The following is a 22,988-nucleotide window of genomic DNA, read 5'->3' on the forward strand; positions in this document are numbered from 1 at the left end:
CAACTCCAGAAGTCATGCTTTCTTGTTTACCTATCGGTTCGTGATGCGGTGCGGGTGCGGGCGTGCAGACCCAGCACCTCGTTGCCCACCAGGGCGGCCAGCACCATAACACCCCCGGTCAGGGTGGCGGAAGACGGGGCTTCCCCGGCACCCAGCCAGGCCCACAGCACGCCGAACACCACCTCCAGCAGGCCCAGCAGCGCGATCTCGGGCGCCGCCAGCACGCGGGTCAGCCGCACCACCAGCAGGCAGGGCAAGGCCAGCTGGAACAGGCCCAGCCCGGCCAGCAGGCTCAGGTCATGCGCACCGGCCCGCAGTGGCCAGGCCAGCGGCAGCGTCGCGGCGGCCGAGATCAGCGCGCCCAGCAGCACCGCGACCAGCATGTCGCCCCCGTCCTGCGCATCCGCGGCCTTGCGGTGCGCATGCTGCAGCAGGGTCCAGTTGGTGGCCGCGGCCAGCGGCACCGCGAAGGCCACACCCATGCCGAGCAGCGAACCGGCCCCGCCCCGCATCTCGTGGCCGAACATCCAGGCGATGCCGGCACTGCCCAGCAGGATCGCGCCCCAGGTGCGCGCCGGCAGCCGGTGGTGCAGGAAGACGCGGGAGAACAGCGCGGTCAGCAGCGGTCCCAGCGACATGGTCACCAGCACATTGGCCACCGAGGTCAGCGTGATGCCCACCATGAAGGCGGTGAACATCGTGGCCCAGCACAGGCCCGAGATCCAGACGCTGGCCGAAGCCCGTCCGATCTGGCCTGCCAGCGCCGGTCCGCGCATCCAGACCAGCGCCACCGCCAGCGCCAGCGCATTGAAGGCGCTGCGCCAGAACGTCACCTCGAAACTCCGCGCCGCCTCCAGATGCCGCGTCACCACGCCCGCCGTGCTCCACAGCAGCGTGACGACAAGCATCAAAAGTACCGCACGACGATGGGTCATGAATGTAGAGCGGCCCCAGTGGGGCCGCGGGCGTCTGTCTGACTAGAGCCTCCCTCCCGGAGGGAGGCTGGAGGGAGCTCAATCTCCGCGCGCAGCGCGCGGAGCGCTCAAGAGCGCAACGCGCGCTTGCGCTCGTTCTCGCTCAGATGGCGCTTGCGCAGGCGCACGCTCTTCGGCGTGATCTCGACCAGCTCGTCGTCCTCGATGAACTCGACGCCGTACTCCAGGGTCAGCTCGATCGGCGGCGTGATCTTGATCGCGTCTTCCTTGCCGCTGACGCGGAAGTTGGTCAGCTGCTTGGTACGCGTGGCGTTCACCACCAGATCGTTGTCGCGGCTGTGGATGCCGACGATCATGCCTTCATAGACCGGATCGTTGGGCTTGACGAACATGCGGCCGCGGTCGTCCAGCTTGCCCAGCGCGTAGGTGAAGATCTCACCGGCGTCCATCGAGATCAGCACGCCGTTCTTGCGGCTGGCGATCTCGCCCTTGTGCGGCTCGTAGCCATCGAAGATATTGCTGATCAGGCCCGAACCGCGGGTCAGGTTCAGGAACTCGTTGCTGAAGCCGATCAGGCCACGCGCCGGAATGCGGTACTCCAGGCGCACGCGGCCACGGCCGTCCGGCTCCATATTGACCAGCTCGCCCTTGCGCTCGCCCAGCGCCTGCATCACGCCGCCCTGATGGGTTTCCTCGACGTCGGCCGTCACCAGCTCGATCGGCTCGTGCTTCTCGCCGTTGATGTCCTGGAACACCACGCGCGGCTTGCTGACGGCCAGCTCGTAGCCTTCACGGCGCATGTTCTCCAGCAGGATGGTCAGGTGCAGTTCGCCGCGACCCATCACCTCGAAGATGCCGTCCTCGTCGGTTTCCTTGACGCGCAGCGCGACGTTGCTCTGCAACTCCTTCTGCAGGCGGTCCCAGATCTGGCGGCTGGTGACGAACTTGCCTTCGCGGCCGGCCAGCGGGCTGGTGTTGACGCAGAAATTCATCGTCAAGGTCGGCTCGTCGACCTTCAGCATCGGCAGCGGGGCCGGGCTGGTCACGCTGGTCACGGTCACGCCGATGCCGATTTCCTCGATGCCGTTGATCAGCACGATGTCGCCGGGGCCGGCTTCGGTGGTCTGCACGCGGTCCAGGCCTTGGAAGGTCAGCACGTTGTTGACGCGCCCCTTGACCGACTTGCCGTCCGGGCCTTCCATCACCAGCACGTCCATCGCCGGCTTGATCGTGCCCTGGCTGATGCGGCCCACGCCGATGCGGCCGACGAAGGTGCTGTAGTCCAGCGCCGAGATCTGCAGTTGCAGGGGCGCTGCCGGGTCACCCTTTTGCGAGGGCACATGCTTGAGCACGGTGTTGAACAGGGCCGACATGTCGGGGCCCCACTGCTCGCCCGGGGTGCCCTCTTCCAGCGAGGTCCAGCCGTTGATGCCGGAGGCGTAGACGACCGGGAAGTCGAGCTGCTCGTCGGTGGCGCCGAGCTTGTCGAACAGGTCGAAGGCGGCGTTGATCACGGCGTCCGGCTTGGCACCGGGCTTGTCGACCTTGTTCACCACCACGATGGGCTTCAGGCCCAGGGCCAGCGCCTTCTTGGTGACGAAGCGGGTCTGGGGCATCGGGCCCTCTTGCGCGTCGATCAGCAGCACCACGCCGTCGACCATCGACAGCGCGCGCTCCACCTCGCCGCCGAAATCCGCGTGTCCGGGGGTGTCGACGATGTTGATGTGGGTGCCTTCCCAGCTGACCGCGCAGTTCTTGGCCAGGATGGTGATGCCGCGCTCGCGCTCGATGGCATTGTTGTCCATCACGGTGTCGACCACCTTCTCGTGTTCGGCGAAGGTGCCGCTCTGGCGCAGCAACTGGTCCACCATCGTGGTCTTGCCATGGTCGACGTGGGCGATGATGGCGATATTGCGGATCTGCTTACTCATACGACGCTTTCAAAAAATTCTTCGAAACGATTCAGGCGCTGGGGAGGCTCGCGACCTCCTGGGGGCTCAACAAGCGGCCGGGGATCAGTTCGCCGGCCGCGATCGAGGCGCTGCCCAGCAGGGCGTGGGCAGCGGGTCCGTAGACCCTGACATGGGGAGCATCCGCGGCGGCGCTGCCGGGGGGCAGGCGCCGTCGCAGACCGTTCAAGAACCGTGCCGCCTCCTGCCCGTCCAGGCGCAGGGCCGGCCAGTCCGCCAGCAGCGAGTCGGGCGGGCGCAGCATGGCCTCGCGCTCGGCCTCGGTCATCGCGGCCAACGCGTCCAGGCTGATGGCATCGCGCACATGGACCGGGCCGCTGGCGGTGCGGCGCAGCGCGCTCAGGAAGGCGCCGCAGCCCAGCAAGCGGCCGATATCCTCGCCCAGCGTGCGAATGTAAGTACCCTTGGAGCAGCGCACGGCAATCGTCAGCGACTCAGCTTGCCAGTCCAGGATGTCAATCGAATGAATCGTCACACGGCGCGACGGACGTTCGATCGTGATGCCCTGGCGGGCGTAGTCATACAGCGCCCTGCCCTCGTGCTTGAGCGCCGAATGCATCGGCGGCACCTGATCGATCGCGCCGGTCAGACCTGCGCAGGCGGCCTCGATCTGCGCGCGCGTCACGGCCACCGGCCGGGTCTCCAGCACCTGCCCTTCCGCGTCGCCGGTCGTCGTGGTCCGGCCCAGTTGCAGCGTGGCCTCATAGGCCTTGTCGGCATCCAGGCTGACCTGGCTGAACTTGGTGGCGGCGCCGAAGCACAGCGGCAGCAGGCCGGTGGCCAGCGGGTCCAAGGTGCCGGTGTGGCCGGCCTTCTCGGCGCGCAGCAGCCACTTGGCCTTCTGCAATGCATCGTTGCTGGACAGGCCCAGGGGCTTGTCCAGCAGCAGCACGCCGTGCAGGGCACGGCGCTGGATGCGTTGGCGAGGGGCCTGCGGCGCGCTCATGGCTTTCTCTTCAGTCTTCGCGGCTTTCCGCCTCGTCGTCCAGCGCACGGGTGGCGTTGGCCTTGGTGATCAGCTGGCTCATCTCGGCCGCGCGCTCGATGGTGCGGTCGAAATGGAAATGCAGGGTCGGCACCGTATGGATCTGCAGGCGCTTGAACAGGCCGTTGCGCAGGAAGCCCGCGGCCTCGTTGAGCGCCGCCTCGGTCTCCGCCGGCGAACCGACCAGCACCGAGAAAAACACCTTGGCATGCGCGTAATCGGGCGTGACCTCGACCGCATTGACGGTGGCCATGCCGATGCGCGGATCCTTCAGCTCACGGATCAGATCGGCCAGATCGCGCTGGATCTGGTCGGCGACACGGAAGCCGCGATTGGGAATTGCTCTCTTATGACGCATGGTGATTCAGACTTCCAAAGGCAAACCCCGCCTGAACAGCAGGCGGGGTTTGTGGATCAAGCCACGCCCCGCCGCAGGGCCGCCCCAAGGCGCGGGCGGCGCCCCTTGGGGGCAGGAGCGGAAGCGACCGAGGGGCCTTAGAGGGTCCGTGCCACTTCCTTGATCTCGAAGAATTCCAGCTGATCGCCTTCCTTGATCTCGCTGTAGTTCTTGAGCTTGATACCGCACTCGAAGCCTTCCTTGACTTCCTTGACGTCGTCCTTCTCGCGGCGGACCGAGTCGACCTCGCCGGTGTAGATGACCACGTTCTCGCGCAGCAGGCGGAACTTGGCGCCACGGCGCACCAGGCCGGATGTGACCATCGAACCGGCCACCGTGCCGATCTTCGAGGCCACGAAGACCACGCGGATCTCGGCGGTGCCCAGGGCTTCTTCCTTCTGCTCCGGTGCCAGCATGCCGGCCATCGCCGCCTTCACCTCATCCACGGCGTCGTAGATGATGTTGTAGTAGCGCAGGTCGACCGCATTGCCCTCGGCCAGCTTGCGCGCGCCGGCATCGGCACGCACATTGAAGCCGATGATGACGGCCTTGGAGGCGATCGCCAGGTTGACGTCCGACTCGCTGATGCCGCCCACCGCCGCGTGCACGATCTGCACCTTGACCTCGTCGGTCGACAGCTTGAGCAGCGAGGAAGCCAGCGCCTCCTGCGAGCCCTGCACGTCGGCCTTGATGATCAGCGGCAAGGACTGCACATCGCCGGCGCCCATGTTCTCGAACATGGATTCCAGCTTGGCGGCCTGCTGCTTGGCCAGCTTGACGTCGCGGTACTTGCCCGAACGGAAGGTGGCGATTTCACGGGCGCGGCGCTCGTCGGCCAGCACCATGAATTCGTCGCCGGCCTGCGGCACCTCGGTCAGACCCTGGATCTCCACCGGGATCGACGGACCGGCCTCGGTGGCGGGCTTGCCGTCCTCGTCGAGCATGGCGCGCACGCGGCCATAGGTCGAACCGGCCAGCACCACGTCGCCGCGCTTCAGCGTACCGGTCTGCACCAGGATGGTCGCGACCGGGCCGCGTCCCTTGTCCAGCTTGGCTTCGATCACCAGGCCCTTGGCCATCGATTCCTTGGCAGCCTTCAGCTCCAGCACCTCGGCCTGCAGCAACACCTGCTCCAGCAGCTCGTCGATGCCCTGGCCGGTCTTGGAGGAGACGCCGACGAAGGGCGAATCGCCGCCGAAGTCTTCCGGCACCACCTGTTCGCCGACCAGCTCGCCCTTCAGGCGCTCGATATTGGAATCGGGCTTGTCGATCTTGGTCATGGCCACGACGATGGGCACGCCCGCCGCCTTGGCATGGTGGATGGCTTCCTTGGTCTGGGGCATCACGCCGTCGTCCGCCGCCACCACCAGGATGACGATGTCCGTGGCCTTGGCGCCGCGGGCACGCATCTGCGTGAAGGCCGCGTGGCCCGGGGTGTCCAGGAAGGTGATCATGCCGCGCGGCGTGTCGACATGGTAGGCGCCGATATGCTGCGTGATGCCGCCGGCCTCGCCCGCGGCGACGCGGGCACGGCGGATGTAGTCCAGCAACGAGGTCTTGCCATGGTCGACGTGACCCATGACGGTCACGACCGGGGCGCGCGGCAGCAGTTCGTACTCCTGCTCGGCGGCCTGGCCTTCCTCTTCCAGGAAGGCGTCCGGATCGTCCAGCTTGGCCGGGAAGGCCTTGTGGCCCATTTCCTCGACCAGGATCATGGCCGTCTCTTGGTCCAGCTGCTGGTTGATCGTGACCATCTGGCCCAACTTCATCAGCTGCTTGATCACCTCGGAGGCCTTGACCGACATCTTGTGGGCCAGATCGGCCACCGAGATGGTCTCGGGCACATGCACTTCCTGGATCTGCGGCTCGACCGGGGCCACGAAGTTGGACTGCGATGCGCCGCGATCGTCGCGTCCGCCGCGACGACCGCCCGCGCCGCCCCGGGTGGGGGCGCGCCAGCCTCCGCCGCCCGGACGGGCCGCGCCGGGCGCACCGGCGCCCACGGTCTTGAGACCGCGCTTCTTGGCGGCATCATCGGCCCAGCTGGACGACAGCTTCTCGGACTTGACCGACTTCTTGTCGCCCGGCTTCGCACCGGCGCCCGCGGCGGCCGGCGTGGCGGCGCCCGGCGTGCCCGGCTTCTTGTGGATCGTGCCCTTGATCTCGGCCGCGGCGGGCTTGGGCTCCTCGGGCTTCTTGGCGATCAGCACCTTCTTCGGCGCGTTCATCATCGCGCGAATGGCGGCGGCTTCGGCCTCGGCGGCCTTGCGGCGGCGCTCCAGGTCGACCTGCTTCTGCTTTTCCTCGGCGCCGACATCGACGGCCTTGATCACGCGCAGCGCGGGCTTGGGCGGCTCGACCGGGGCAGGTGCCGGGGCCGGCGCGGGCGCTGCCGGGGCCGCAGCCACGGGCTCGACCGGGGCGGGCGCGGGCGTAGGCGCCGGAGCAGCGGCGACCGGCGCCGACTTGCCCTTGTTCATGGCCTTGTTGATCGCGGCGGCGGCGTCCTTGGCCGCGTCCTTGGCGCTCGCCTTGGCGGCGGCGGCGGCTTCCTTGGCGGCGGCGGCCTCGGCCTCGGCGCGCGCGGCGGCTTCCTCGGCGGCGCGCGCCTCGGCGGCGATGCGCTCCTGGCGACGCTGCTCCTCGGCTTCCTTGGCGCTGCGCTCGGCTTCCTCGCGCTCACGCATGCGGGCCGCCAGTTCTTCCTCCTGGCGACGCAGGGCCTCGGCCTGGGCCTGGGCTTCCTCTTCGCGGCGCTGCAGCTCGGCCTCCTCGGCGGCGGCCACGGCCGCTTCGTCCATGCCCGGGGTATCGTCGCGCTTGACGAAGGTGCGCTTCTTGCGCACTTCCACCTGGATGGTGCGGGCCTTGCCGCTGGCATCGGCCTGCTTGATCTCGCTGGTCGACTTGCGGGTCAGCGTGATCTTCTTGCGGTCGGCGCCGGACGTGCCATGCGCCGAGCGCAGGTAGTCCAGCAGACGTTCCTTGTCGGCTTCGTTCAGGGCGTCTTCCGCAGACGCCTTCTTGACGCCCGCTGCTTGCAGCTGCTCAAGCAGCGTGCTCGCAGGCCTTTGAAGCTCTGCAGCGAACTGGGCGACGGTAGTCACAGCCATTGTGGGGTCCTTAACTTTGCGTTCTGTGCTGGGCGAATCGTTGGGTCATGCCGGCCACCAGGGCTCAGGCGGTGAACCAATGTTCGCGGGCCTTCATGATCATGGCGCGGGCCTGGGCCTCGTCCATGCCGGCCAGTTCAACGAGTTCGTCGACGGCCAGATCGGCCAGGTCGTCGCGGGTATGGATATTGCCGTCGGCGAGTTTGGCGATCAGTTCGGGCGTCACACCCTCCAGATCGCGCAGGTCTTGGGACACTTCCTCGACCTTTTCCTCGCGGGCGATTTCCATGGTCAGCAGCGCATCCTTGGCACGGGTGCGCAACTCGTTGACCGTGTCCTCGTCGAAGGCCTCGATTTCCAGCATTTCCTGCATAGGCACATAGGCCACTTCTTCCAGGCTGGTAAAACCCTCGGCGATCAGGATATCGGCGACTTCGGCGTCGACGTCGAGTTTCTCGACGAAAAGCTTGCGCACCGATTCCGATTCCTGCTCCTGCTTGGCGGCCGATTCCTCGGCCGACATGATGTTGATGCGCCAGCCGGTCAGCTCGGAAGCGAGCCGCACGTTCTGGCCGCCGCGGCCGATGGCGATCGCGAGGTTTTCCTCGTCGACCACCACATCCATCGCGTGGCGCTCTTCATCAACAACGATCGATTGCACATTCGCCGGCGCCAGCGCGCCGATCACGAACTGGGCCGGGTCCTCGGACCACAGCACGATGTCCACACGCTCGCCGGCCAGCTCGTTGGTCACGCCGTTGACGCGCGAACCGCGCACGCCGACGCAGGTGCCGATCGGGTCGACCCGCTTGTCATGCGAGAGCACGGCGATCTTGGCGCGGCTGCCGGCATCGCGGGCGCAACTCTTGATCTCCAAGAGGCCCTGCTCGATTTCCGGCACTTCCTGGGCGAACAGCTCCTTCATGAACTCGCCGCTGGAACGCGACAGCATGATCTGCGGGCCGCGCTGGGTCGGGTCGACGCCCAGGATCACGGCGCGCACGCGGTCGCCGGTGCGCAGGTTTTCCTTGGGGATCATCTCGCCGCGCTTCAGACGGCCTTCGATGCGACCCGACTCGGCAATGATGTCGCCCTTGTCCAGGCGCTTGACCGTACCGATGAAGATTTTCTCGCCACGCGACAGGAAGTCGTTCAGCAGCTGCTCGCGCTCGGCGTCGCGGATCTTCTGCAGGATCACCTGCTTGGCGGCCTGGGCACCGATGCGACCGATGGGTACCGATTCGACCGGCTCCTCGATGTGGTCATCCACCTCGATGTCGGCGATCTGTTCCTGCGCCTCGAACAGCAGGATCTCGGCGTCGGCATTCTGCAGGCCGGCCTCGTTGGGCACGACATGCCAGCGACGGAAGGTCTCGTAAGCACCGGAATCGCGGTCAACCGAGACGCGGATGTCTACCTCGCCGCCATACAACTTCTTGGTGGCCGAGGCCAGCGCGGCTTCCACCGCACCGAACACCACATCGCGCTCCACGCTCTTCTCGCGCGAGATGGCGTCCACCAGCATCAACAGTTCGCGGTTCATTGATCGAGACCTCCGTCAACCTTGTCATCCTTGTCGGCGGCAACCGGCTCCTCATCGGCCGTCTGCTGCCTGGCCTTGGCATTGCTCTGCTTCTTCTTCGCAGATTTGCCGGCGGCCTTGCTTGTCTTGTCCGGTGCGACGCCGTTGGCGCCGCCCGTCTTGCGCCCCTTGAAGTTCACGGCGGGCACCAGCCGCGCATCGCGCACCTCTTCAAGGGAAAAATCCAATGCCTGCTCGACCTTGCCGTCGTGGAACACGACGCGCCAGCCCTCGCCGCCGCCCTCGCCCAGGGCCTGCAACTGGCCGCGATACTTCTTGCGCCCCTGGAAGGCCAGCTTCAGGGTGATCTCGACCTGTTCGCCGGCGAAGCGCGCATAGTCCGAGGCGCGCTTGAGCGGCCGATCCAGCCCGGGCGAAGACACCTCCAGGCGCTGATAGTCGGCGTTTTCGACCTCCAGCACATATTGCAGCTGGCGGGTCACCTTCTCGCAATCGTCCACTGTGATCACCGCACCGGACAGCGCCTGCTCGGGCAGCTTGTCGATGTACACGCGCAGCAAACCACCGGCGCTGCGCTCGCAGTCCACCAGGTCATAGCCCAGGCCGGTCACGGTCTTCTCAACAGCGGCTTGCCAACTCATGCGTGCGTGTCTTTGGTACTTGAACGAAAGCGGAACGTTAAAAAAGATCAAGCAAAAAAAATGGGCTGGATGAATCCGCCCACCTACTTTTCGCATTGATCGCTGCTTGGAGCTTCTCAGCGAAGCGCGGATTGTACTATGCAAGCACCATGCCGGCAAGCCACTGGACTTGCGCGACGCCCTTGCCATGCGAAAATCCGACCCCGATTTTAATGATTAGGAGCCACCATGGGTTTTCTCGCCGGCAAGCGATTGCTGATCACGGGCGTGCTGTCCAACCGCTCGATCGCCTATGGCATCGCCCGCGCCTGCCACCGCGAGGGGGCGGAACTCGCCTTCAGCTATGTGGGGGAACGCTTCAAGGAGCGCATTACGGAGTTTGCCGCCGAGTTTGGCTCCAGCCTGATTTATGACTGCGACGTCGGCGACGATGCCCAGATCGAGCGCCTGTTTGCCCAGTTGGGCGAGGTTTGGCCCGAATTCGACGGCTTCGTGCATTCGATCGGCTTCGCGCCGCGCGAGGCGATTGCCGGCGATTTCCTCGAGGGCCTGACGCGCGAGAATTTCCGCATCGCTCACGACATATCGGCTTACAGCTTCCCGGCGATGGCCAAGGCGGCCGCGCCGCGCCTGCGCGCCGGGGCATCGCTCTTGACCCTGTCCTATCTCGGCGCCGAGCGCTACGTGCCCAACTACAACACCATGGGCCTGGCCAAGGCCTCGCTGGAAGCCAGCGTGCGCTACCTGGCGCATTCGCTGGGGGCCAAGGGCGTGCGGGTCAACGGCATCTCGGCCGGCCCGATCAAGACCCTGGCCGCCTCGGGCATCAAGGATTTCGGCAAGCTGCTGACCCAGTTTGCCGCCAGCACGCCGATCAGACGCAATGTGACGATCGACGACGTCGGCAATACCGCCGCCTTCCTGTTCTCCAACCTGGCCGGCGGCATCAGCTCCGAGATCATCTATGTGGACGGCGGCTTCAGCCATGTCGCCCTGGCGGGCGAAGCCTGAAACTTGAGCCCCTCGGCCAGGGCATACCTGGCCGATCCCCCGAGGGGATGCAAAAAGGCGCCGGCTTGACCGGCGCCTTTTTTTTGGAATCACCCTTGGGGCGGCCCGGCGGGCGACTCAACTCAAATCATCAATTTGCGACGCAGTCGACGTAGTAGCGCGACTTGCCGTCCTCGCCCTTCTCTTCCACCAGCCCGTGCACATCGGTGGCGAACCCGGGGAACTTGGCGTTGAAGTCGCGGGTGAACTTCAGGTAGTCGACGATCTTCTTGTTGAAGCGTTCGCCCGGAATCAGCAGCGGGATGCCCGGGGGATACGGCGTCAGCAGCGAGGTCGTCACGCGGCCTTCCAGCTTGTCGATGTCCACGCGCTCGGTTTTGCGTTGCGCGATATGAGCATAGGCGTCGCTGGGCTTCATCGCCGGCTCCAGGTCGGACAGATAGACCTCGGTGGTCAGGCGTGCGATGTCGCCCTGGGCATAGGCCTCGTGGATGCTCTGGCACAGGTCGCGCAGGCCCATGCGCTCGTAGCGCGGCTGGGCGGCAACGAACTCCGGCATGATGCGCCACAGCGGCGCGTTCTTGTCGTAGTCGTCCTTGAACTGCTGCAGCGCGGTCAGGAGCGTGTTCCAGCGGCCCTTGGTGATGCCGATCGTGAACATGATGAAGAACGAATACAGACCCGTCTTCTCGACCACGACGCCATGCTCGGCCAGGAACTTGGTGACGATGCTGGCCGGGATGCCGCTCTTGGCGAACTTGCCGCTCATGTCCAGCCCGGGCGTGATGATGGTGGACTTGATCGGGTCCAGCATATTGAAGCCGGCCTCGATCGGGCCGAAGCCGTGCCACTTCTCGTTGGCCTTCAGCATCCAGTCGGCCGGTTTGCCCACACCCTCGGCCGCCAGCTGCTTGTCCGGCCCCCAGACCTTGAACCACCAGTCGGCCTTGCCGTAGTCCTTCTCGACCTTGCGCATCGCGCGACGGAAGTCCAGCGCCTCGGCCAGGCTCTCCTCCACCAGCGCGGTGCCGCCGGGCGGCTCCATCATCGCGGCCGCCACGTCGCAGCTGGCGATGATCGAATACTGCGGGCTCGTGGACGTGTGCATCAGGTACGCCTCGTTGAACAGATGCTTGTCCAGCTTGACGTTCTGCGAATCCTGCACCAGCACCTGCGAGGCCTGGCTCAGGCCGGCCAGCAGCTTGTGGGTCGACTGGGTCGCATAGACCATGGCCGTCTTCGGGCGCGGGCGGTTCTTGCCCATCGCGTGATACGAGCCGTAGAAGTTGTGGAAGGCGGCATGCGGCAACCAGGCCTCATCGAAATGCAGGGTGTCGATCCAGCCGTCCAGCTTGCTCTTGATCGTTTCGGTGTTGTAGAGCACGCCGTCGTAGGTGCTCTGCGTCAGGGTCATGATGCGCGGCTTGACCTTCTTCGCATCCACGCCCTTGAGCAGCGGGTTCCTGGCGATCTTCTTCCTGATGCTCTCGGGCGAGAACTCGCTCTCCGGGATCGGGCCGATGATGCCGTAGTGGTTGCGCGTCGGCGTCATGAAGACCGGCACCGCGCCGGTCATGATGATCGAATGCAGGATCGACTTGTGGCAGTTGCGGTCGACGACGACCACGTCGCCCGGCGCCACCGTGTGGTGCCAGACCATCTTGTTGGAGGTGGACGTGCCGTTGGTGACGAAGAAGCAATGGTCGGCATTGAAGATGCGCGCGGCATTCTTCTCCGAGGCCGCGACCGGGCCGGTGTGGTCCAGCAACTGGCCCAGCTCCTCCACCGCATTGCAGACGTCGGCGCGCAGCATGTTCTCGCCGAAGAACTGGTGGAACATCTGGCCCACCGGGCTCTTCAGGAAGGCCACGCCGCCGGAATGGCCCGGGCAATGCCAGCTGTAGGAGCCGTCCTGCGCATAGTCCATCAGCGCCTTGAAGAAGGGCGGCGCCAGGCCATCGAGATAGCTCTTGGCCTCGCGGATGATGTGGCGGGCCACGAACTCCGGCGTGTCCTCGAACATATGGATGAAGCCATGCAGCTCGCGCAACACGTCGTTGGGCAGATGCTGGCTGGTGCGCGTCTCGCCGTAGACATAGATCGGGATGTCCGCGTTCTTGAAGCGGATCTCCTCGATGAACTTGCGCAGGTTCACGACCGCCGGATCCAGCTCGGGGCCGGGCGTGAACTCCTCGTCGTCGATCGACAGGATGAAGGCGCTGGCCCGGCTCTGCTGCTGGGCGAACTGGCTCAGGTCGCCATAGCTGGTGACGCCCAGCACCTCGAAGCCCTCTTTCTGGATGGCGTCCGCCAGGGCACGGATGCCCAAACCCGAGGTGTTCTCGGAGCGATAGTCCTCGTCGATGATGACGATGGGGAAGCGAAAGCGCAGCATGCAGGGCCTCCGAGGGCGGGGTGAACAGCAAAAAATGGAAGGCGCGAAGTGTAGGGCCAAGCGCCGCCGTCGCGCCGCCGCCCGCCCGCTTTTTCGCACAAACAGGACGGCTACACTGGACCGAGATCATGACAAACGGGAGGTGACATGGACATGAATCAGGCCACCCTCTGGTGGATCGCCGCCGGCCTGCTGGTGGCGGTGGAACTGGCCACCGGCACCTTCTATCTGCTGATGCTGGCCCTGGGTGCAGCCGCCGCGGCGCTGGCCGCCCACCTGGACCTGGGGCTGAGCGCCCAGATCGTCGTGGCCGCCGTCGTGGGCGGCGCGGCCGTGGCGCTGTGGCACCGCCGGCGCGAACGCCGCCCCAAGACGCCGCCATCGACCAATCCCGACGTCAATCTGGACATCGGCCAGACCGTGCTGGTCGAGCAATGGGGCCCGGACGGCCATGCCACCATCAAGTACCGCGGCGCCGAATGGCGCGCCCGCTACCAGGGCGCGGACCCGCCGCAGGCCGGCCGTCACATCATCCGTGCGGTCGAGGGCAGCTGTCTGGTGCTGGACCGCTGAGAACTCGTCGCTAAACACAAGCAGGGAGGAAATAGAGCATGGAAATCGCACTGGTGCTGCTGGTCATCGCGGCCATCTTCATCGCCCGCGCCGTCAAGGTGGTGCCGCAGCAGAACGCCTGGGTCGTGGAGCGCCTGGGCAAGTACCACGGCACGCTGACGCCGGGGCTGAACTTCCTGGTGCCCTTCGTCGACCGCCTGGCCTACAAGCATTCGCTCAAGGAGATCCCGCTGGACGTGCCCAGCCAGGTCTGCATCACCAAGGACAACACCCAGCTGACGGTGGACGGCATCCTCTATTTCCAGGTCACCGACGCGATGCGCGCCAGCTACGGCTCCAGCAACTACATCGTCGCCATCACCCAACTGGCCCAGACCACCTTGCGCAGCGTGATCGGCCGCATGGAGCTGGACCGCACCTTCGAGGAGCGCGCGGTCATCAACACCTCGGTCGTCGAGGCACTCGACGAGGCCGCACTGAACTGGGGCGTCAAGGTCTTGCGCTACGAGATCAAGGACCTGACCCCGCCGCCCGCCATCCTGCACTCGATGCAGGCCCAGATCACCGCCGAGCGCGAGAAGCGCGCGCTGATCGCCGCCTCCGAGGGCCGGCGCCAGGAGCAGATCAATATCGCCACCGGCGAGCGCGAGGCCGCGATCGCCCGCTCCGAGGGCGAGAAGCAGGCCGAGATCAACAAGGCTCAGGGCGAGGCCGCCGCCATCACCGCGGTGGCCGAGGCGACGGCCGACGCCATCCGCAAGATCGCCGCCTCGATCGAACAGCCGGGCGGCCAGCAGGCCGTGCAGCTGAAGGTGGCCGAGAAGGCCGTCGACGCCTACGCCCAGCTCGCCCAGAAGAACAACACGATGATCGTGCCGGGCAATATGAGCGAGGTCGGCGGCCTGATCGGCACCGCGATGGCGCTGATGAGGGGAGCCGGCAAGACGGCACCCTAACCTGCGCCCTAACCGGCGCCCCAACCGGCGCCCCAACCTCCACGGCCCCGAGGGTGCCGCGGATGCATTCCCAAGCAGGGCACCGCCGATCCGGCTTTGCCGGGCGGCCGGTGCCCCCTTGAGGGGCGCGCGCGTAGGGGGTGGGCCGTGTCAGGCGGCTTGGCGCCAGCCCTCGCGCCGATAGTCGGCCAACTCGGCCACGCTGAGTAGCGGCAGGCCGTGGCGCTCGGCGAAGTCCTGCACCTGGGCGCCACGCGCCATCGTGCCATCGGCATTCATCAGCTCGCACAGCACCGCCGCGCCCGACAGGCCCGCCATCAGGGCCAGATCCACCGAGCCCTCGGTATGGCCGCGCCGCGCCAGCACGCCGCCGGGCTGGGCGCGCAGCGGGAACACATGGCCGGGCCGCGCCAAGTCCTCGGGCTGCGCATCGGGCGCGATCGCGGCGCGCACCGTGGTCAGGCGGTCGGCCGCGCTGACGCCGGTCGTGACGCCCTGCGCCGCCTCGATGCTGACCGTGAAGGCCGTGCCATAGCGGCTCTGGTTCTCGGCCACCATCGGCGGCAGGGCCAGGCGCCGGATCTGCGCATCCTGCAGGCACAGGCAGACGATGCCGCTGCATTCACGGATCAGCAGGGCCATGGTCACTTCGGTGAGCCTTTCGGCCGCGACGATCAGGTCGGCCTCGTCCTCGCGGTCGCCGTCGTCGGTCAGCAGCACCGGGCGGCCCGCGCGCATCGCCAGCAAGGCAGCGGCCAGGCGGCCGGGCATGCGCAGGATCTCCTGCTCGCTGCAGGCCCCGGCATCGGGGATGAAAGTCGTAGAGAAAGATTGTTGAGACATTGAAACGCTCCTCGCGTTGGAGAGAAGACATTTCAGGGCGCGCAAACGCAAGGTCCACGCCGCACCGGGGACGCACGAGCGCCCACGCCGCGACGCCAGCATGCGTCGGCACATCTTCTTTCATCCGGACTGTGACCGTCGGCCCTGGTATCGCACCAGATCTGCTGACCCTGCACCGGGGAGGCACAGGCGCTCGCGGGCTCACCAACCGAGGTCGGCATACCGCCGGTGGGGAATTCCACCCCGCCCTGAAGACGTGTACCGGCCTCGAGGCCGGCGCCGCCATGCTACCCGAGTCATTCGTCACACGCAGCCTGGCGTTGAATTCCGGAAGCATCCGAAAACTGCGCTATGATGATGGGCTTCGGAGAGGTGGATGAGCGGTTTAAGTCGCACGCCTGGAAAGCGTGTGTGGGTTAATAGCCCACCGCGGGTTCGAATCCCGCCCTCTCCGCCAGTTGAATAAAAAAGACCGGCCCAGAGCCGGTCTCTTTTTGCCTGCTTCATAGGGAAATGGCCTTCTCCAGGCCGATAGCGGCGTCCCAAGCCGTCCCCCAAGATCCCATTGCTTCCAGCCCTTTTTTGGGGGTGACTTTGGGGGTAGATTTTGGGGGTAGGAATTTCGAGCCGCTCGAAATTTTGTGGGTAGCCTTTTGGAGAAGTCACCATGGCCAAGAAGCAAGGCGCCCATGCCATCCACCGTCTGAGCCCCTAGACGTCAAGAACACCAGAAAGCCGGGCAACTACGCGGACGGGGGAATCTGTACCTCCAGATTTCGCCAGGGTGTGCCAAGAGTTGGCTGTTCCGCTACCGCCTGAACGGCCGGTCGCGCGAAATGGGGCTAGGGCCTCTGCAGGCCGTCGACCTCGATGCCGCGCGCAGATTGTCGGCCCCGGCGCCTGCCGGTGCTGCCCGTCGTCCTGCGGCGACGGCTCCCGCGAAGCTCTAGCGTCGCCAGCGCTGCAGTTCCACGAACAACTCCAAATGCCCGCAGTTCGTGCTCGCCCAGGTGGCAGCCGTTCGCGTGTAGCGTCTCGGCCAGCTCGCTGGACGGCGATTGGCCGTACCTGTGGATCGACGCCACCTGCGTCAAGACAGGTGAGGCCGGGCGGATCGTCAGCGTGGCGGCGATAGTGGCCATGGGTGTGAACACCGAAGGCCAACGGGAAGTGCTGGACATGAAGGTCGGAGCCAGCGAGGCCGAGCCGTCCTGGACAGAGTACATGCGTAGTCTGAAACCGCAGAGATCCGTATGCTCACCTCGCGGGCGACGCAAGCACCAGGTCGACGCCTTCCTGTCGAAGCTGCGGCAGTGCTGACCAGCACCGGGTGAGTTTCGCCCAAAGTGGCTCTACATCCTCAACAATTGGGCCCGCGCGAGTTCGCCGAGCCGCTGCGCGCCCTGCTCGATGCGCTCGCTCCAGGTACTGCCCGCGCTCAGGCGCAGGCAGTTTCTGAATCGCCGGCTGGCGGAGAACACGTCGCCCGGCGCAAAGCAGATGCCGTGCTCCAGCGCGGTGTCGAACAGGGCGCGGGAGTCGAAACCCCGGGGCAGTTCCACCCACAGCGCGAAGCCGCCGGCGGGGCGGCTCACGCGCGTCTCGGCCGGGAAGCTCACCTCGATGGCGCGGGACAGGCGCAGCAGGTTGTCCTCCAGTAGGCGGCGCAACCGGCGCATGTGGGCATCGAACGCTCCGCTGTCGAGGAACTCGGCAATCGCCACCTGAGGCAGTACAGGCCCGCACAGGCTGTAGGCCAGCTTGCGGTCCATCACCCGCTGCGCATAGGGCCCCGGCGCGATCCAGCCGATGCGGTAGCCGGGCGCCAGGCTCTTGGAGAAAGAACTGCAGTAGATCGTGTTGGCGCCGCCGTCTAGCGCGATGAAAGGCTTGGGCCGCTCGCGGGTGAAGTGGATTTCGCCGTAGACGTCGTCCTCAATCAAGGGCACGCGGTGCCGGCCGAGCACGGCCAGCAGCTCGCGCTTCTTGGCTTCGGGCATCAGCGAGCCCAGCGGGTTGCTGAAGCTGGACGACAGCATGCAGGCCGCCACGGGCTCCGTCTCCAGCAGCCGAGCCAGCGCCTCGACGTTGACGCCATGCGTCGGGTCGGTGGGCAGCTCCAGCGCCTTCAGGCCCAGCACCTCCAGCGTGTGCAGCAGCCCGAAGTAGGTGGGCGACTCCACGGCGATGGTGTCGCCAGGCTGGGCGACGGCGGTGAGCGCGAGCGTCACAGCCTCGGTGCAGCCGCTGGTGATGATCACGTCGTCCGGCGACAGCGCGTGCCCGGTGCGCAGCGCGCGGCGGGATATCTCGCGGCGCAGCCGCAGGTCGCCGCGCGGCGCGCCGTAGACGTTGTAGCGCGCGCCATGCTGGCGGGCGGCGCGAGCCAGCGCCAGGTCCAGCCGCTGGCTTTGCAGCAGCGTCGCGTCCGGCACGGCGCAGCCCAGCGGCACCAGCGCCGAGTTGGACGCGTGCTCCAGCAGGCCCACCACGGCGCCGCTGATGGACACGGTGGACGCCTTGGCGCGCCCCCGTGGCGTGGACGGCAGCGCGAGCGACCCGCCCTGCGTCGCCGCGACATAGAAGCCCGACTGCGGCCGCGCCACCAGCACGCCGCGGTCCCCCAGCCAGCGATAGGCCTGCAGCACGGTGGAGACCGACAGGCCGTGCTCCTCGCTGAGCGCGCGCACCGAAGGCAGGCGCGCACCGGGCATGAGCGTGCCCTTGTCGATCATGCCGACGATGAGGTCGGCCAGTTGCTCGTAGCGGTACAGCGTAGAAGCCTGTGCAGGGCCTGGGACGCGGAGTGCGGTTTCCATGGCCCGGATTGTCGGCGAATCGCCCTGGGATGGCGTACAACTGTGCTGGTTCAAACAGCAAAAAATTGTGGCTGTTGCGATTGCGGGGCTGTGTCTAGGATGCCTCTCATTCCCGCAACCCCGACGCTTGAGGTGAACGAATGAAGGTGCTTGAAGACCAGACCGTGACGGCGCAGTGGCAAGGCCGCTTCCCCTACAACGAGATCATTTCCCTGCTGGACGTGAACCGGCCGTTCAACCTGGCGGAGAGCACCTCGCAGGATCTGACGGCGGGCGACGTGCTGGACCTGGCCGGGCTGGACACCGTGCGCGGCCTGAAGCTGGGCTACGGCCGCTCGGCCGGGTCGCAGCAGCTGCGCGAGGCCATCGCCCAGACCTGCCAGGTGCCGGCGGAACACGTCGTCACGACGGTGGGCACGGCGCTGGGCCTGTTCCTGCTGGCCTTCGAGACCTGCCGGCCCGGCGACGAGGCGGTCCTGGTGACGCCCTGCTTCCCGCCCAGCCGCGACTGCCTCACGGGCGCCGGCGTCACCGTGCGCGAGGTGCGGCTGACCTTCGAGAACGATTACCGGCTGGACCTGGACGCCCTCGCAGCCCAGCTCTCGCCCAAGACCCGGCTCGTTAGCCTGGCCTCGCCGCAGAACCCCAGCGGCGTGCGCACGCCGCGCACCGCGGTGGAGCAACTGCTCGCGCTGCTGGAGGCGCGCGCACCGCAGGCCATCCTGTTCATCGACGAAACCTACCGCGAAGCCACCTACGGCGGCGAGGCCGCGCCCGACAGTTTCGCCGGGCTGCATCCGCGCATCGTCACGGGATCGTCCGTGTCCAAGGCGCTGGGTGCGCCGGGCCTACGCACGGGCTGGCTCACCGTGGCGGACGCCGACCTGCGCGCCCGCCTTACCGTCGCCAAGATGAACACCGTCATCTGCGGCTCGGTGCTGGATGATGCCCTGGCCGCCGCGCTGCTGCGCCAGCGCGAGGCCGTGCTGGCACCGCGCCGCCGTCTGCTGGCTGAAAGCCTGGTGGCGCTGGCCGCTTGGTGCGACGCCGAACGCGGCCGCATCGAGTGGATACGCCCGGACGGCGGAGCGCTGTGCTGCCTGCGCCTGCGCGCCGACAAGTTCGACAACGCGGCCGTCGCGCGCTTCTGGGCCCTGCTGCCAACGCATGAACTGCAACTGGCCTCGGGTGCCTGGTTCGGCGAGAGCGAGCGCGTGTTCCGACTGGGTTTCGGCTACCTCCCGCCCGGCCGCCTGGGCCCCGCGCTGGCCGCGTTGTCGGCCGTGCTGTCGGCCGCGCTGGACGCCACCGGAGACGCTGAATGAAGATCCGCATCGCCTACATCGAAGAGCCGCCGTTCTACTGGACGGCCCGGGACGGCAGCGTCACCGGCGCCGACATCGAACTGGCCGAGGTCGTGCTGCGCGCCATCGGCGCCACTGCCATCGAGCACATGCCTACGTCGTTCGACGAGTTCCTGCCCGGCGTCAGCCAAGGCCGTTGGGACATGAACGTGCCCATCTTCGTGACGCCGGAGCGCGCGCGGCACGTCGCCTTCAGCCGGCCCGTATGGGCGCTGGGCGACGGCTTCCTGGTGCGCCCCGGCAACCCCAAGGCGCTCACCGGCTACGCGGCGCTGGCGGCGCGGGCCGACGCGCGGCTTGGCATCATCGCCGGCCAGGTGCAGGTCGACTCCGCAAAAGCGGCGGGTGTGGCGGGCAGCCAGCTCGTGGTGCTCAGGAACCAGCCCGAGGCCATTGCCGCGCTGGTGGCGGGCAAGATCGACGCCTTCGCGGCCACGGCCATCGGCAACCGCGCCGCGGCCGGGGCCAACCCGACCGTGGAGGCCGTTGCCCACGCCGTGGACGAAGGGGCCGCGCCGCCCGTCGGCGCCTACTCGTTCGCTCCCGGCAACCAGGCGCTGCGGCAAGCCGTCAACGAGCAACTGCGCCGCTACCTCGGCTCGGCCGACCATCGCGCCCGCATGGCGAAGTACGGCATCACCGCCACCGAGATCGACGCCGCACTGTCGAGGCCGCAATGAAGCACGACTACAAGGTGGTGGACGTCTTCACCCGCCAGCCGTTGCGCGGCAACCCCGTGGCCGTCGTGTTCGACGCCGACGGCCTGAACGACGAGGCCATGCAGGCCATCGCGAATTGGACCAACCTGTCCGAGACGACCTTTGTTCTCAAGCCCACCACGCCGGCCGCGGACTATCGCCTGCGCATCTTCACGCCGCGCAGCGAGCTGCCCTTTGCCGGCCACCCCACGCTGGGCAGCGCGCACGCCATCCTGGAGGCGGGCCGGGCCACGCTGCGCGAAGGCGGCCGGCTGGTGCAGCAGTGCACCATCGGCCTGGTGGAGGTGACGGTGGCGGACGGCGAGTTCACCTTCGTGCTGCCCGGTTCCCGCATCGCGCCGCTGGCGGCCGAGGACATGGCGGAGCTGGAGCGCATCGTGGGCGGCCCGCTGCGGCGCGATGCCGCGCCGGCCCGGGTGGACGTGGGGCCCGTCTGGGTGATCCTGCCGATGGCGGATGCCGCGGCCGTGCTGGACCTGAAGCCCGACTTCGCGCGCCTAGCGGCCTTCGAACGGCGGCTGGGCGTCACGGGCCTGTGCGTCTTCGGCCGTTACCCGCAAGGCGGCGAGGCCGACGTCGAGGTGCGCGCCTTCGCCCCCTCCTGCGGCGTGGAGGAAGACCCCGTCTGCGGCAGCGGCAACGCCAGCGTGGCGGCCTTCCTGTGGGCGCGCGGCCTGCTGCCCGCGGGCGGCGCGGCCTACGTGGCCGCCCAGGGGCGGCGCGTGGGGCGGGACGGGCGCGTGCACGTGCGGGTGGATGCGGACGGGCGGGTGAGCGTGGGTGGCGCGTGCATCACCTGCGTGGACGGGCGGCTGGCGCCATGACGCATGATGCCCCGGGCCGCATCACGGTCAGCAACCCCTTCGACGGCAGCGCGGTAGGCAGCGTCGTCGACACGCCACCCGAGGCCGCGCCGGCCTTGCTGCAGGCCGCCGACGAGGGCGCGCGCGCCTGCCGGGCCCTGTCCCGGCACGAGCGCTCCCGCGTGCTGGATGCGTGCGCATCGCTGATCGACCGCGACAAGGCAGCCTTTGCGGACCTGATCGTCGCCGAGACCGGCAAGACGATACGGCAGGCCGCCAAGGAGGTGCTGCGCTGCATCAACACGCTGCGGCTCAGTGCCGACGAGGCGCGGCGCAGCGCGGGCGAGGTCATCCCCTTCGATGCCTATGCCGGCTCGGAGAACCGCCAGGGCTGGTTCACGCGCGAGCCGCTGGGCGTCATCGTCGCCATCACGCCCTACAACGACCCGCTCAACCTCGCGGCGCACAAGCTGGGGCCGGCCATCGCGGGCGGCAACGCGGCCATCATCAAGCCCTCGGAGCTGGCGCCGCTGTCGGCCATGCGGCTCCTGGCCTATCTGGAAGCGGCCGGGCTGCCGCCCGGCGTGGTGACGGTCGCGACCGGCCGCGCGGCGTTGGGCGAGGCGCTGGTGTCGGCGCGCGGCGTGCGCATGGTGTCCTTCACGGGCGGCTTCGCCACCGGCGAGAAGATCGCCCGCGCCGCGGGCCTGAAGAAGCTCGCCATGGACCTGGGCGGCAACGCGCCGGTCATCGTGCTGGGCGACTGCGACCTGGACGATGCGGTCGCGTCCTGCATCTCCGGCGCTTTCTGGGCCTCGGGCCAGAACTGCATCGGCACGCAGCGGCTGCTGGTGCATGCGCCGGTGTATGACGAGTTCAGGCGCCGCTTCGTGGAGGGCACGCTGGCGCTGAAGGTGGGCAACCCGGCGCTGGCCGACACCGACGTAGGCCCCATGATCAGCGCCCAGGCCGCCGCGCGCACTCAGGCCGTCGTGGACGCCGCGCTGCGCGAAGGCGCCATGCTGCTGTGCGGCCATGTGCGCAACGGCGCACTCTACGCGCCCACCGTGCTGGAGGGCACGAGCTTCAACAGCGCGCTGTGATGCGACGAGGTCTTCGGCCCGGTCGTCGTGCTGCAGAAGGTGAACAGCCTGGAGCAGGCGCTGGCGCTCGCCAACGCACCGGCCTACAGCCTGCACGCGGGCACGCCCGCGGCGCCCTGCTGTCCGTCGACGCCACCTTCACGCCGCCGCCCATGTTCCGCGGCCTGGCACATGGGGCGGACTTCGTCGCCCACGCGCTCACCAAGTACATCAACGGCCATGGCGACGCGATGGGCGGCGCCGTCATCGGCCGACCCGAGCTGATCCGCCAGTTGAAGAACGATGCGCTGGTGGACGTGGGCGGCTCCATCTCGCCCTTCAACGCCTGGCTCATCATGCGCGGCTCCACCACGCTGCCGCTGCGCCTGGCCCGGCACCTCGCCACGGCGCAGGCCGTGGCCGAGTTCCTGGAACGCGACCCTCGCGTCGCCTTCGTGGCCTTCCCGGGGCTGGCATCGCACCCGCAGCATGAGCTGGCCTCGCGCCAGTTCGGGGGATCGGCCTATGGTGCCGTCATGGCCTTTGCGGTCAGGGGCGGGCCGGCGCTGCAGAACCGCTTCGTCGCGAGCCTGCGCCTCATCACGTCGGCGGTCTCGCTGGGCCACGACGAGACGCTGATCGTGCACGTTGGGAAGGAGGCACGACGCGGGTCCAGGTGCTACCCGCAAGAATTCCAGACCTGGGGCCACCTGCGCCTGTCGATAGGCCTGGAAGACGCGGACGACCTGATCACCGACATCCGGGCGGCGCTTGAAGACACGCTCGGGCCTGTCTGAACCTGCATCCTCGGGCGCGGCGCCGAGTGGCCAAGGGGCTGA

General features: G+C 67.6%; 17 protein-coding genes, 1 tRNA gene, 3 pseudogenes and 1 riboswitch. Of the genes and pseudogenes, 11 read left to right on the forward strand and 10 right to left on the reverse strand.

Annotation, left to right across the window (positions count from 1 at the left end; all coding sequences use genetic code 11):
* Positions 1–26 precede the first annotated feature (26 nt).
* The 7 genes and pseudogenes from AC07OQ_RS12880 to rimP form a co-directional block, all read right to left on the reverse strand.
* On the reverse strand, positions 27–935 hold the full coding sequence (locus AC07OQ_RS12880; RefSeq protein WP_495053528.1) for a DMT family transporter: 909 nt from the start codon (positions 933–935) through the stop codon (positions 27–29).
* Positions 936–1,042: 107 nt separating this feature from the next.
* Entirely contained in the window at positions 1,043–2,866 is a 1,824-nt protein-coding gene (typA, locus tag AC07OQ_RS12885) for a translational GTPase TypA (protein WP_495053529.1), read from the reverse strand.
* Between the two features lie 31 nt (positions 2,867–2,897).
* The gene (gene truB, locus AC07OQ_RS12890; RefSeq protein ID WP_495053530.1) at positions 2,898–3,851 is read right to left on the reverse strand and encodes a tRNA pseudouridine(55) synthase TruB; all 954 of its coding nucleotides are present in this window, start codon (positions 3,849–3,851) and stop codon (positions 2,898–2,900) included.
* 10 nt (positions 3,852–3,861) lie between these two features.
* Entirely contained in the window at positions 3,862–4,248 is a 387-nt protein-coding gene (rbfA, locus tag AC07OQ_RS12895; RefSeq protein WP_495053531.1) for a 30S ribosome-binding factor RbfA, read from the reverse strand.
* Between the two features lie 137 nt (positions 4,249–4,385).
* On the reverse strand, positions 4,386–7,400 hold the full coding sequence (gene infB, locus AC07OQ_RS12900) for a translation initiation factor IF-2 (RefSeq protein ID WP_495053532.1): 3,015 nt from the start codon (positions 7,398–7,400) through the stop codon (positions 4,386–4,388).
* Positions 7,401–7,464: 64 nt separating this feature from the next.
* Positions 7,465–8,943: a transcription termination factor NusA gene (nusA, locus tag AC07OQ_RS12905; protein ID WP_495053533.1), complete on the reverse strand. Its 1,479-nt coding sequence runs from the start codon at positions 8,941–8,943 to the stop codon at positions 7,465–7,467.
* 128 nt (positions 8,944–9,071) lie between these two features.
* A pseudogene (rimP, locus tag AC07OQ_RS12910) lies at positions 9,072–9,584 on the reverse strand (ribosome maturation factor RimP); the annotation flags it as partial.
* Between the two features lie 228 nt (positions 9,585–9,812).
* Here rimP and fabI point away from each other — a divergent pair.
* Entirely contained in the window at positions 9,813–10,595 is a 783-nt protein-coding gene (gene fabI, locus AC07OQ_RS12915) for an enoyl-ACP reductase FabI (RefSeq protein WP_495053534.1), read from the forward strand.
* Positions 10,596–10,725: 130 nt separating this feature from the next.
* Here fabI and AC07OQ_RS12920 read toward each other — a convergent pair whose 3' ends face one another.
* Positions 10,726–12,990 carry an Orn/Lys/Arg family decarboxylase gene (locus AC07OQ_RS12920; RefSeq protein WP_495053535.1) on the reverse strand — a complete coding sequence of 755 codons (2,265 nt, stop codon included), beginning with the start codon at positions 12,988–12,990 and terminating at the stop codon, positions 10,726–10,728.
* A 147-nt stretch (positions 12,991–13,137) separates the two neighbouring features.
* On the opposite strand from AC07OQ_RS12920, the gene AC07OQ_RS12925 reads away from it, so the two are divergent.
* Both AC07OQ_RS12925 and AC07OQ_RS12930 read left to right on the forward strand, forming a co-directional pair.
* Complete coding sequence (locus AC07OQ_RS12925) at positions 13,138–13,563, forward strand: NfeD family protein (RefSeq protein WP_495053536.1); 426 nt, start codon at positions 13,138–13,140, stop codon at positions 13,561–13,563.
* 38 nt (positions 13,564–13,601) lie between these two features.
* Positions 13,602–14,519, forward strand: a complete 918-nt coding sequence (locus AC07OQ_RS12930; RefSeq protein WP_495053537.1) for an SPFH domain-containing protein — start codon at positions 13,602–13,604, stop codon at positions 14,517–14,519.
* Positions 14,520–14,669: 150 nt separating this feature from the next.
* On the opposite strand, the gene ribB is transcribed toward AC07OQ_RS12930, so the two are convergent.
* On the reverse strand, positions 14,670–15,362 hold the full coding sequence (gene ribB / locus AC07OQ_RS12935; RefSeq protein WP_495053538.1) for a 3,4-dihydroxy-2-butanone-4-phosphate synthase: 693 nt from the start codon (positions 15,360–15,362) through the stop codon (positions 14,670–14,672).
* 108 nt (positions 15,363–15,470) lie between these two features.
* Positions 15,471–15,622, reverse strand: a riboswitch (FMN riboswitch).
* Positions 15,623–15,728: 106 nt separating this feature from the next.
* On the opposite strand from ribB, the gene AC07OQ_RS12940 reads away from it, so the two are divergent.
* The 3 genes and pseudogenes from AC07OQ_RS12940 to AC07OQ_RS12950 form a co-directional block, all read left to right on the forward strand.
* A tRNA-Ser gene (locus AC07OQ_RS12940) sits at positions 15,729–15,819 on the forward strand.
* Positions 15,820–16,135: 316 nt separating this feature from the next.
* Positions 16,136–16,312: an Arm DNA-binding domain-containing protein gene (locus AC07OQ_RS12945; protein WP_495053554.1), complete on the forward strand. Its 177-nt coding sequence runs from the start codon at positions 16,136–16,138 to the stop codon at positions 16,310–16,312.
* Between the two features lie 97 nt (positions 16,313–16,409).
* Positions 16,410–16,598 (forward strand): annotated as a pseudogene (locus AC07OQ_RS12950) (transposase); the annotation flags it as partial.
* A 116-nt stretch (positions 16,599–16,714) separates the two neighbouring features.
* Here AC07OQ_RS12950 and AC07OQ_RS12955 read toward each other — a convergent pair.
* The gene (locus AC07OQ_RS12955; protein ID WP_495053539.1) at positions 16,715–18,181 is read right to left on the reverse strand and encodes an aminotransferase-like domain-containing protein; all 1,467 of its coding nucleotides are present in this window, start codon (positions 18,179–18,181) and stop codon (positions 16,715–16,717) included.
* Between the two features lie 140 nt (positions 18,182–18,321).
* Between AC07OQ_RS12955 and AC07OQ_RS12960 the strand changes: the two genes are divergently transcribed.
* The 5 genes and pseudogenes from AC07OQ_RS12960 (at position 18,322) to AC07OQ_RS12980 (ending at position 22,946) form a co-directional block, all read left to right on the forward strand.
* Complete coding sequence (locus tag AC07OQ_RS12960) at positions 18,322–19,506, forward strand: pyridoxal phosphate-dependent aminotransferase (RefSeq protein WP_495053540.1); 1,185 nt, start codon at positions 18,322–18,324, stop codon at positions 19,504–19,506.
* The gene (locus tag AC07OQ_RS12965) at positions 19,503–20,225 is read left to right on the forward strand and encodes a transporter substrate-binding domain-containing protein (RefSeq protein WP_495053541.1); all 723 of its coding nucleotides are present in this window, start codon (positions 19,503–19,505) and stop codon (positions 20,223–20,225) included. Before AC07OQ_RS12960 ends, AC07OQ_RS12965 begins: the two co-directional genes overlap by 4 nt.
* Entirely contained in the window at positions 20,222–21,088 is an 867-nt protein-coding gene (locus tag AC07OQ_RS12970) for a PhzF family phenazine biosynthesis protein (protein ID WP_495053542.1), read from the forward strand. Before AC07OQ_RS12965 ends, AC07OQ_RS12970 begins: the two co-directional genes overlap by 4 nt.
* Positions 21,085–22,434, forward strand: a pseudogene (locus AC07OQ_RS12975) (aldehyde dehydrogenase family protein). Before AC07OQ_RS12970 ends, AC07OQ_RS12975 begins: the two are co-directional and overlap by 4 nt.
* Positions 22,323–22,946, forward strand: a complete 624-nt coding sequence (locus AC07OQ_RS12980) for a PLP-dependent transferase (protein ID WP_495053543.1) — start codon at positions 22,323–22,325, stop codon at positions 22,944–22,946. The pseudogene AC07OQ_RS12975 and the gene AC07OQ_RS12980 overlap by 112 nt, the downstream one beginning before the upstream one ends.
* Positions 22,947–22,988: the final 42 nt, after the last annotated feature.

Source organism: Roseateles sp. GW821-FHT09B06 (assembly GCF_059418245.1).

Bases quoted from the DNA above. Each gene is read 5' to 3' on its own strand.
- AC07OQ_RS12880 (WP_495053528.1), bottom strand. From the start codon at position 935: ATGACCCATCGTCGTGCGGTACTTTTGATGCTTGTCGTCACGCTGCTG.
- typA (WP_495053529.1), bottom strand. From the start codon at position 2,866: ATGAGTAAGCAGATCCGCAATATCGCCATCATCGCCCACGTCGACCAT.
- truB (WP_495053530.1), bottom strand. From the start codon at position 3,851: ATGAGCGCGCCGCAGGCCCCTCGCCAACGCATCCAGCGCCGTGCCCTG.
- rbfA (WP_495053531.1), bottom strand. From the start codon at position 4,248: ATGCGTCATAAGAGAGCAATTCCCAATCGCGGCTTCCGTGTCGCCGAC.
- infB (WP_495053532.1), bottom strand. From the start codon at position 7,400: ATGGCTGTGACTACCGTCGCCCAGTTCGCTGCAGAGCTTCAAAGGCCT.
- nusA (WP_495053533.1), bottom strand. From the start codon at position 8,943: ATGAACCGCGAACTGTTGATGCTGGTGGACGCCATCTCGCGCGAGAAG.
- fabI (WP_495053534.1), top strand. From the start codon at position 9,813: ATGGGTTTTCTCGCCGGCAAGCGATTGCTGATCACGGGCGTGCTGTCC.
- AC07OQ_RS12920 (WP_495053535.1), bottom strand. From the start codon at position 12,990: ATGCTGCGCTTTCGCTTCCCCATCGTCATCATCGACGAGGACTATCGC.
- AC07OQ_RS12925 (WP_495053536.1), top strand. From the start codon at position 13,138: ATGGACATGAATCAGGCCACCCTCTGGTGGATCGCCGCCGGCCTGCTG.
- AC07OQ_RS12930 (WP_495053537.1), top strand. From the start codon at position 13,602: ATGGAAATCGCACTGGTGCTGCTGGTCATCGCGGCCATCTTCATCGCC.
- ribB (WP_495053538.1), bottom strand. From the start codon at position 15,362: ATGTCTCAACAATCTTTCTCTACGACTTTCATCCCCGATGCCGGGGCC.
- AC07OQ_RS12955 (WP_495053539.1), bottom strand. From the start codon at position 18,181: ATGGAAACCGCACTCCGCGTCCCAGGCCCTGCACAGGCTTCTACGCTG.
- AC07OQ_RS12960 (WP_495053540.1), top strand. From the start codon at position 18,322: ATGAAGGTGCTTGAAGACCAGACCGTGACGGCGCAGTGGCAAGGCCGC.
- AC07OQ_RS12965 (WP_495053541.1), top strand. From the start codon at position 19,503: ATGAAGATCCGCATCGCCTACATCGAAGAGCCGCCGTTCTACTGGACG.
- AC07OQ_RS12970 (WP_495053542.1), top strand. From the start codon at position 20,222: ATGAAGCACGACTACAAGGTGGTGGACGTCTTCACCCGCCAGCCGTTG.
- AC07OQ_RS12980 (WP_495053543.1), top strand. From the start codon at position 22,323: ATGTTCCGCGGCCTGGCACATGGGGCGGACTTCGTCGCCCACGCGCTC.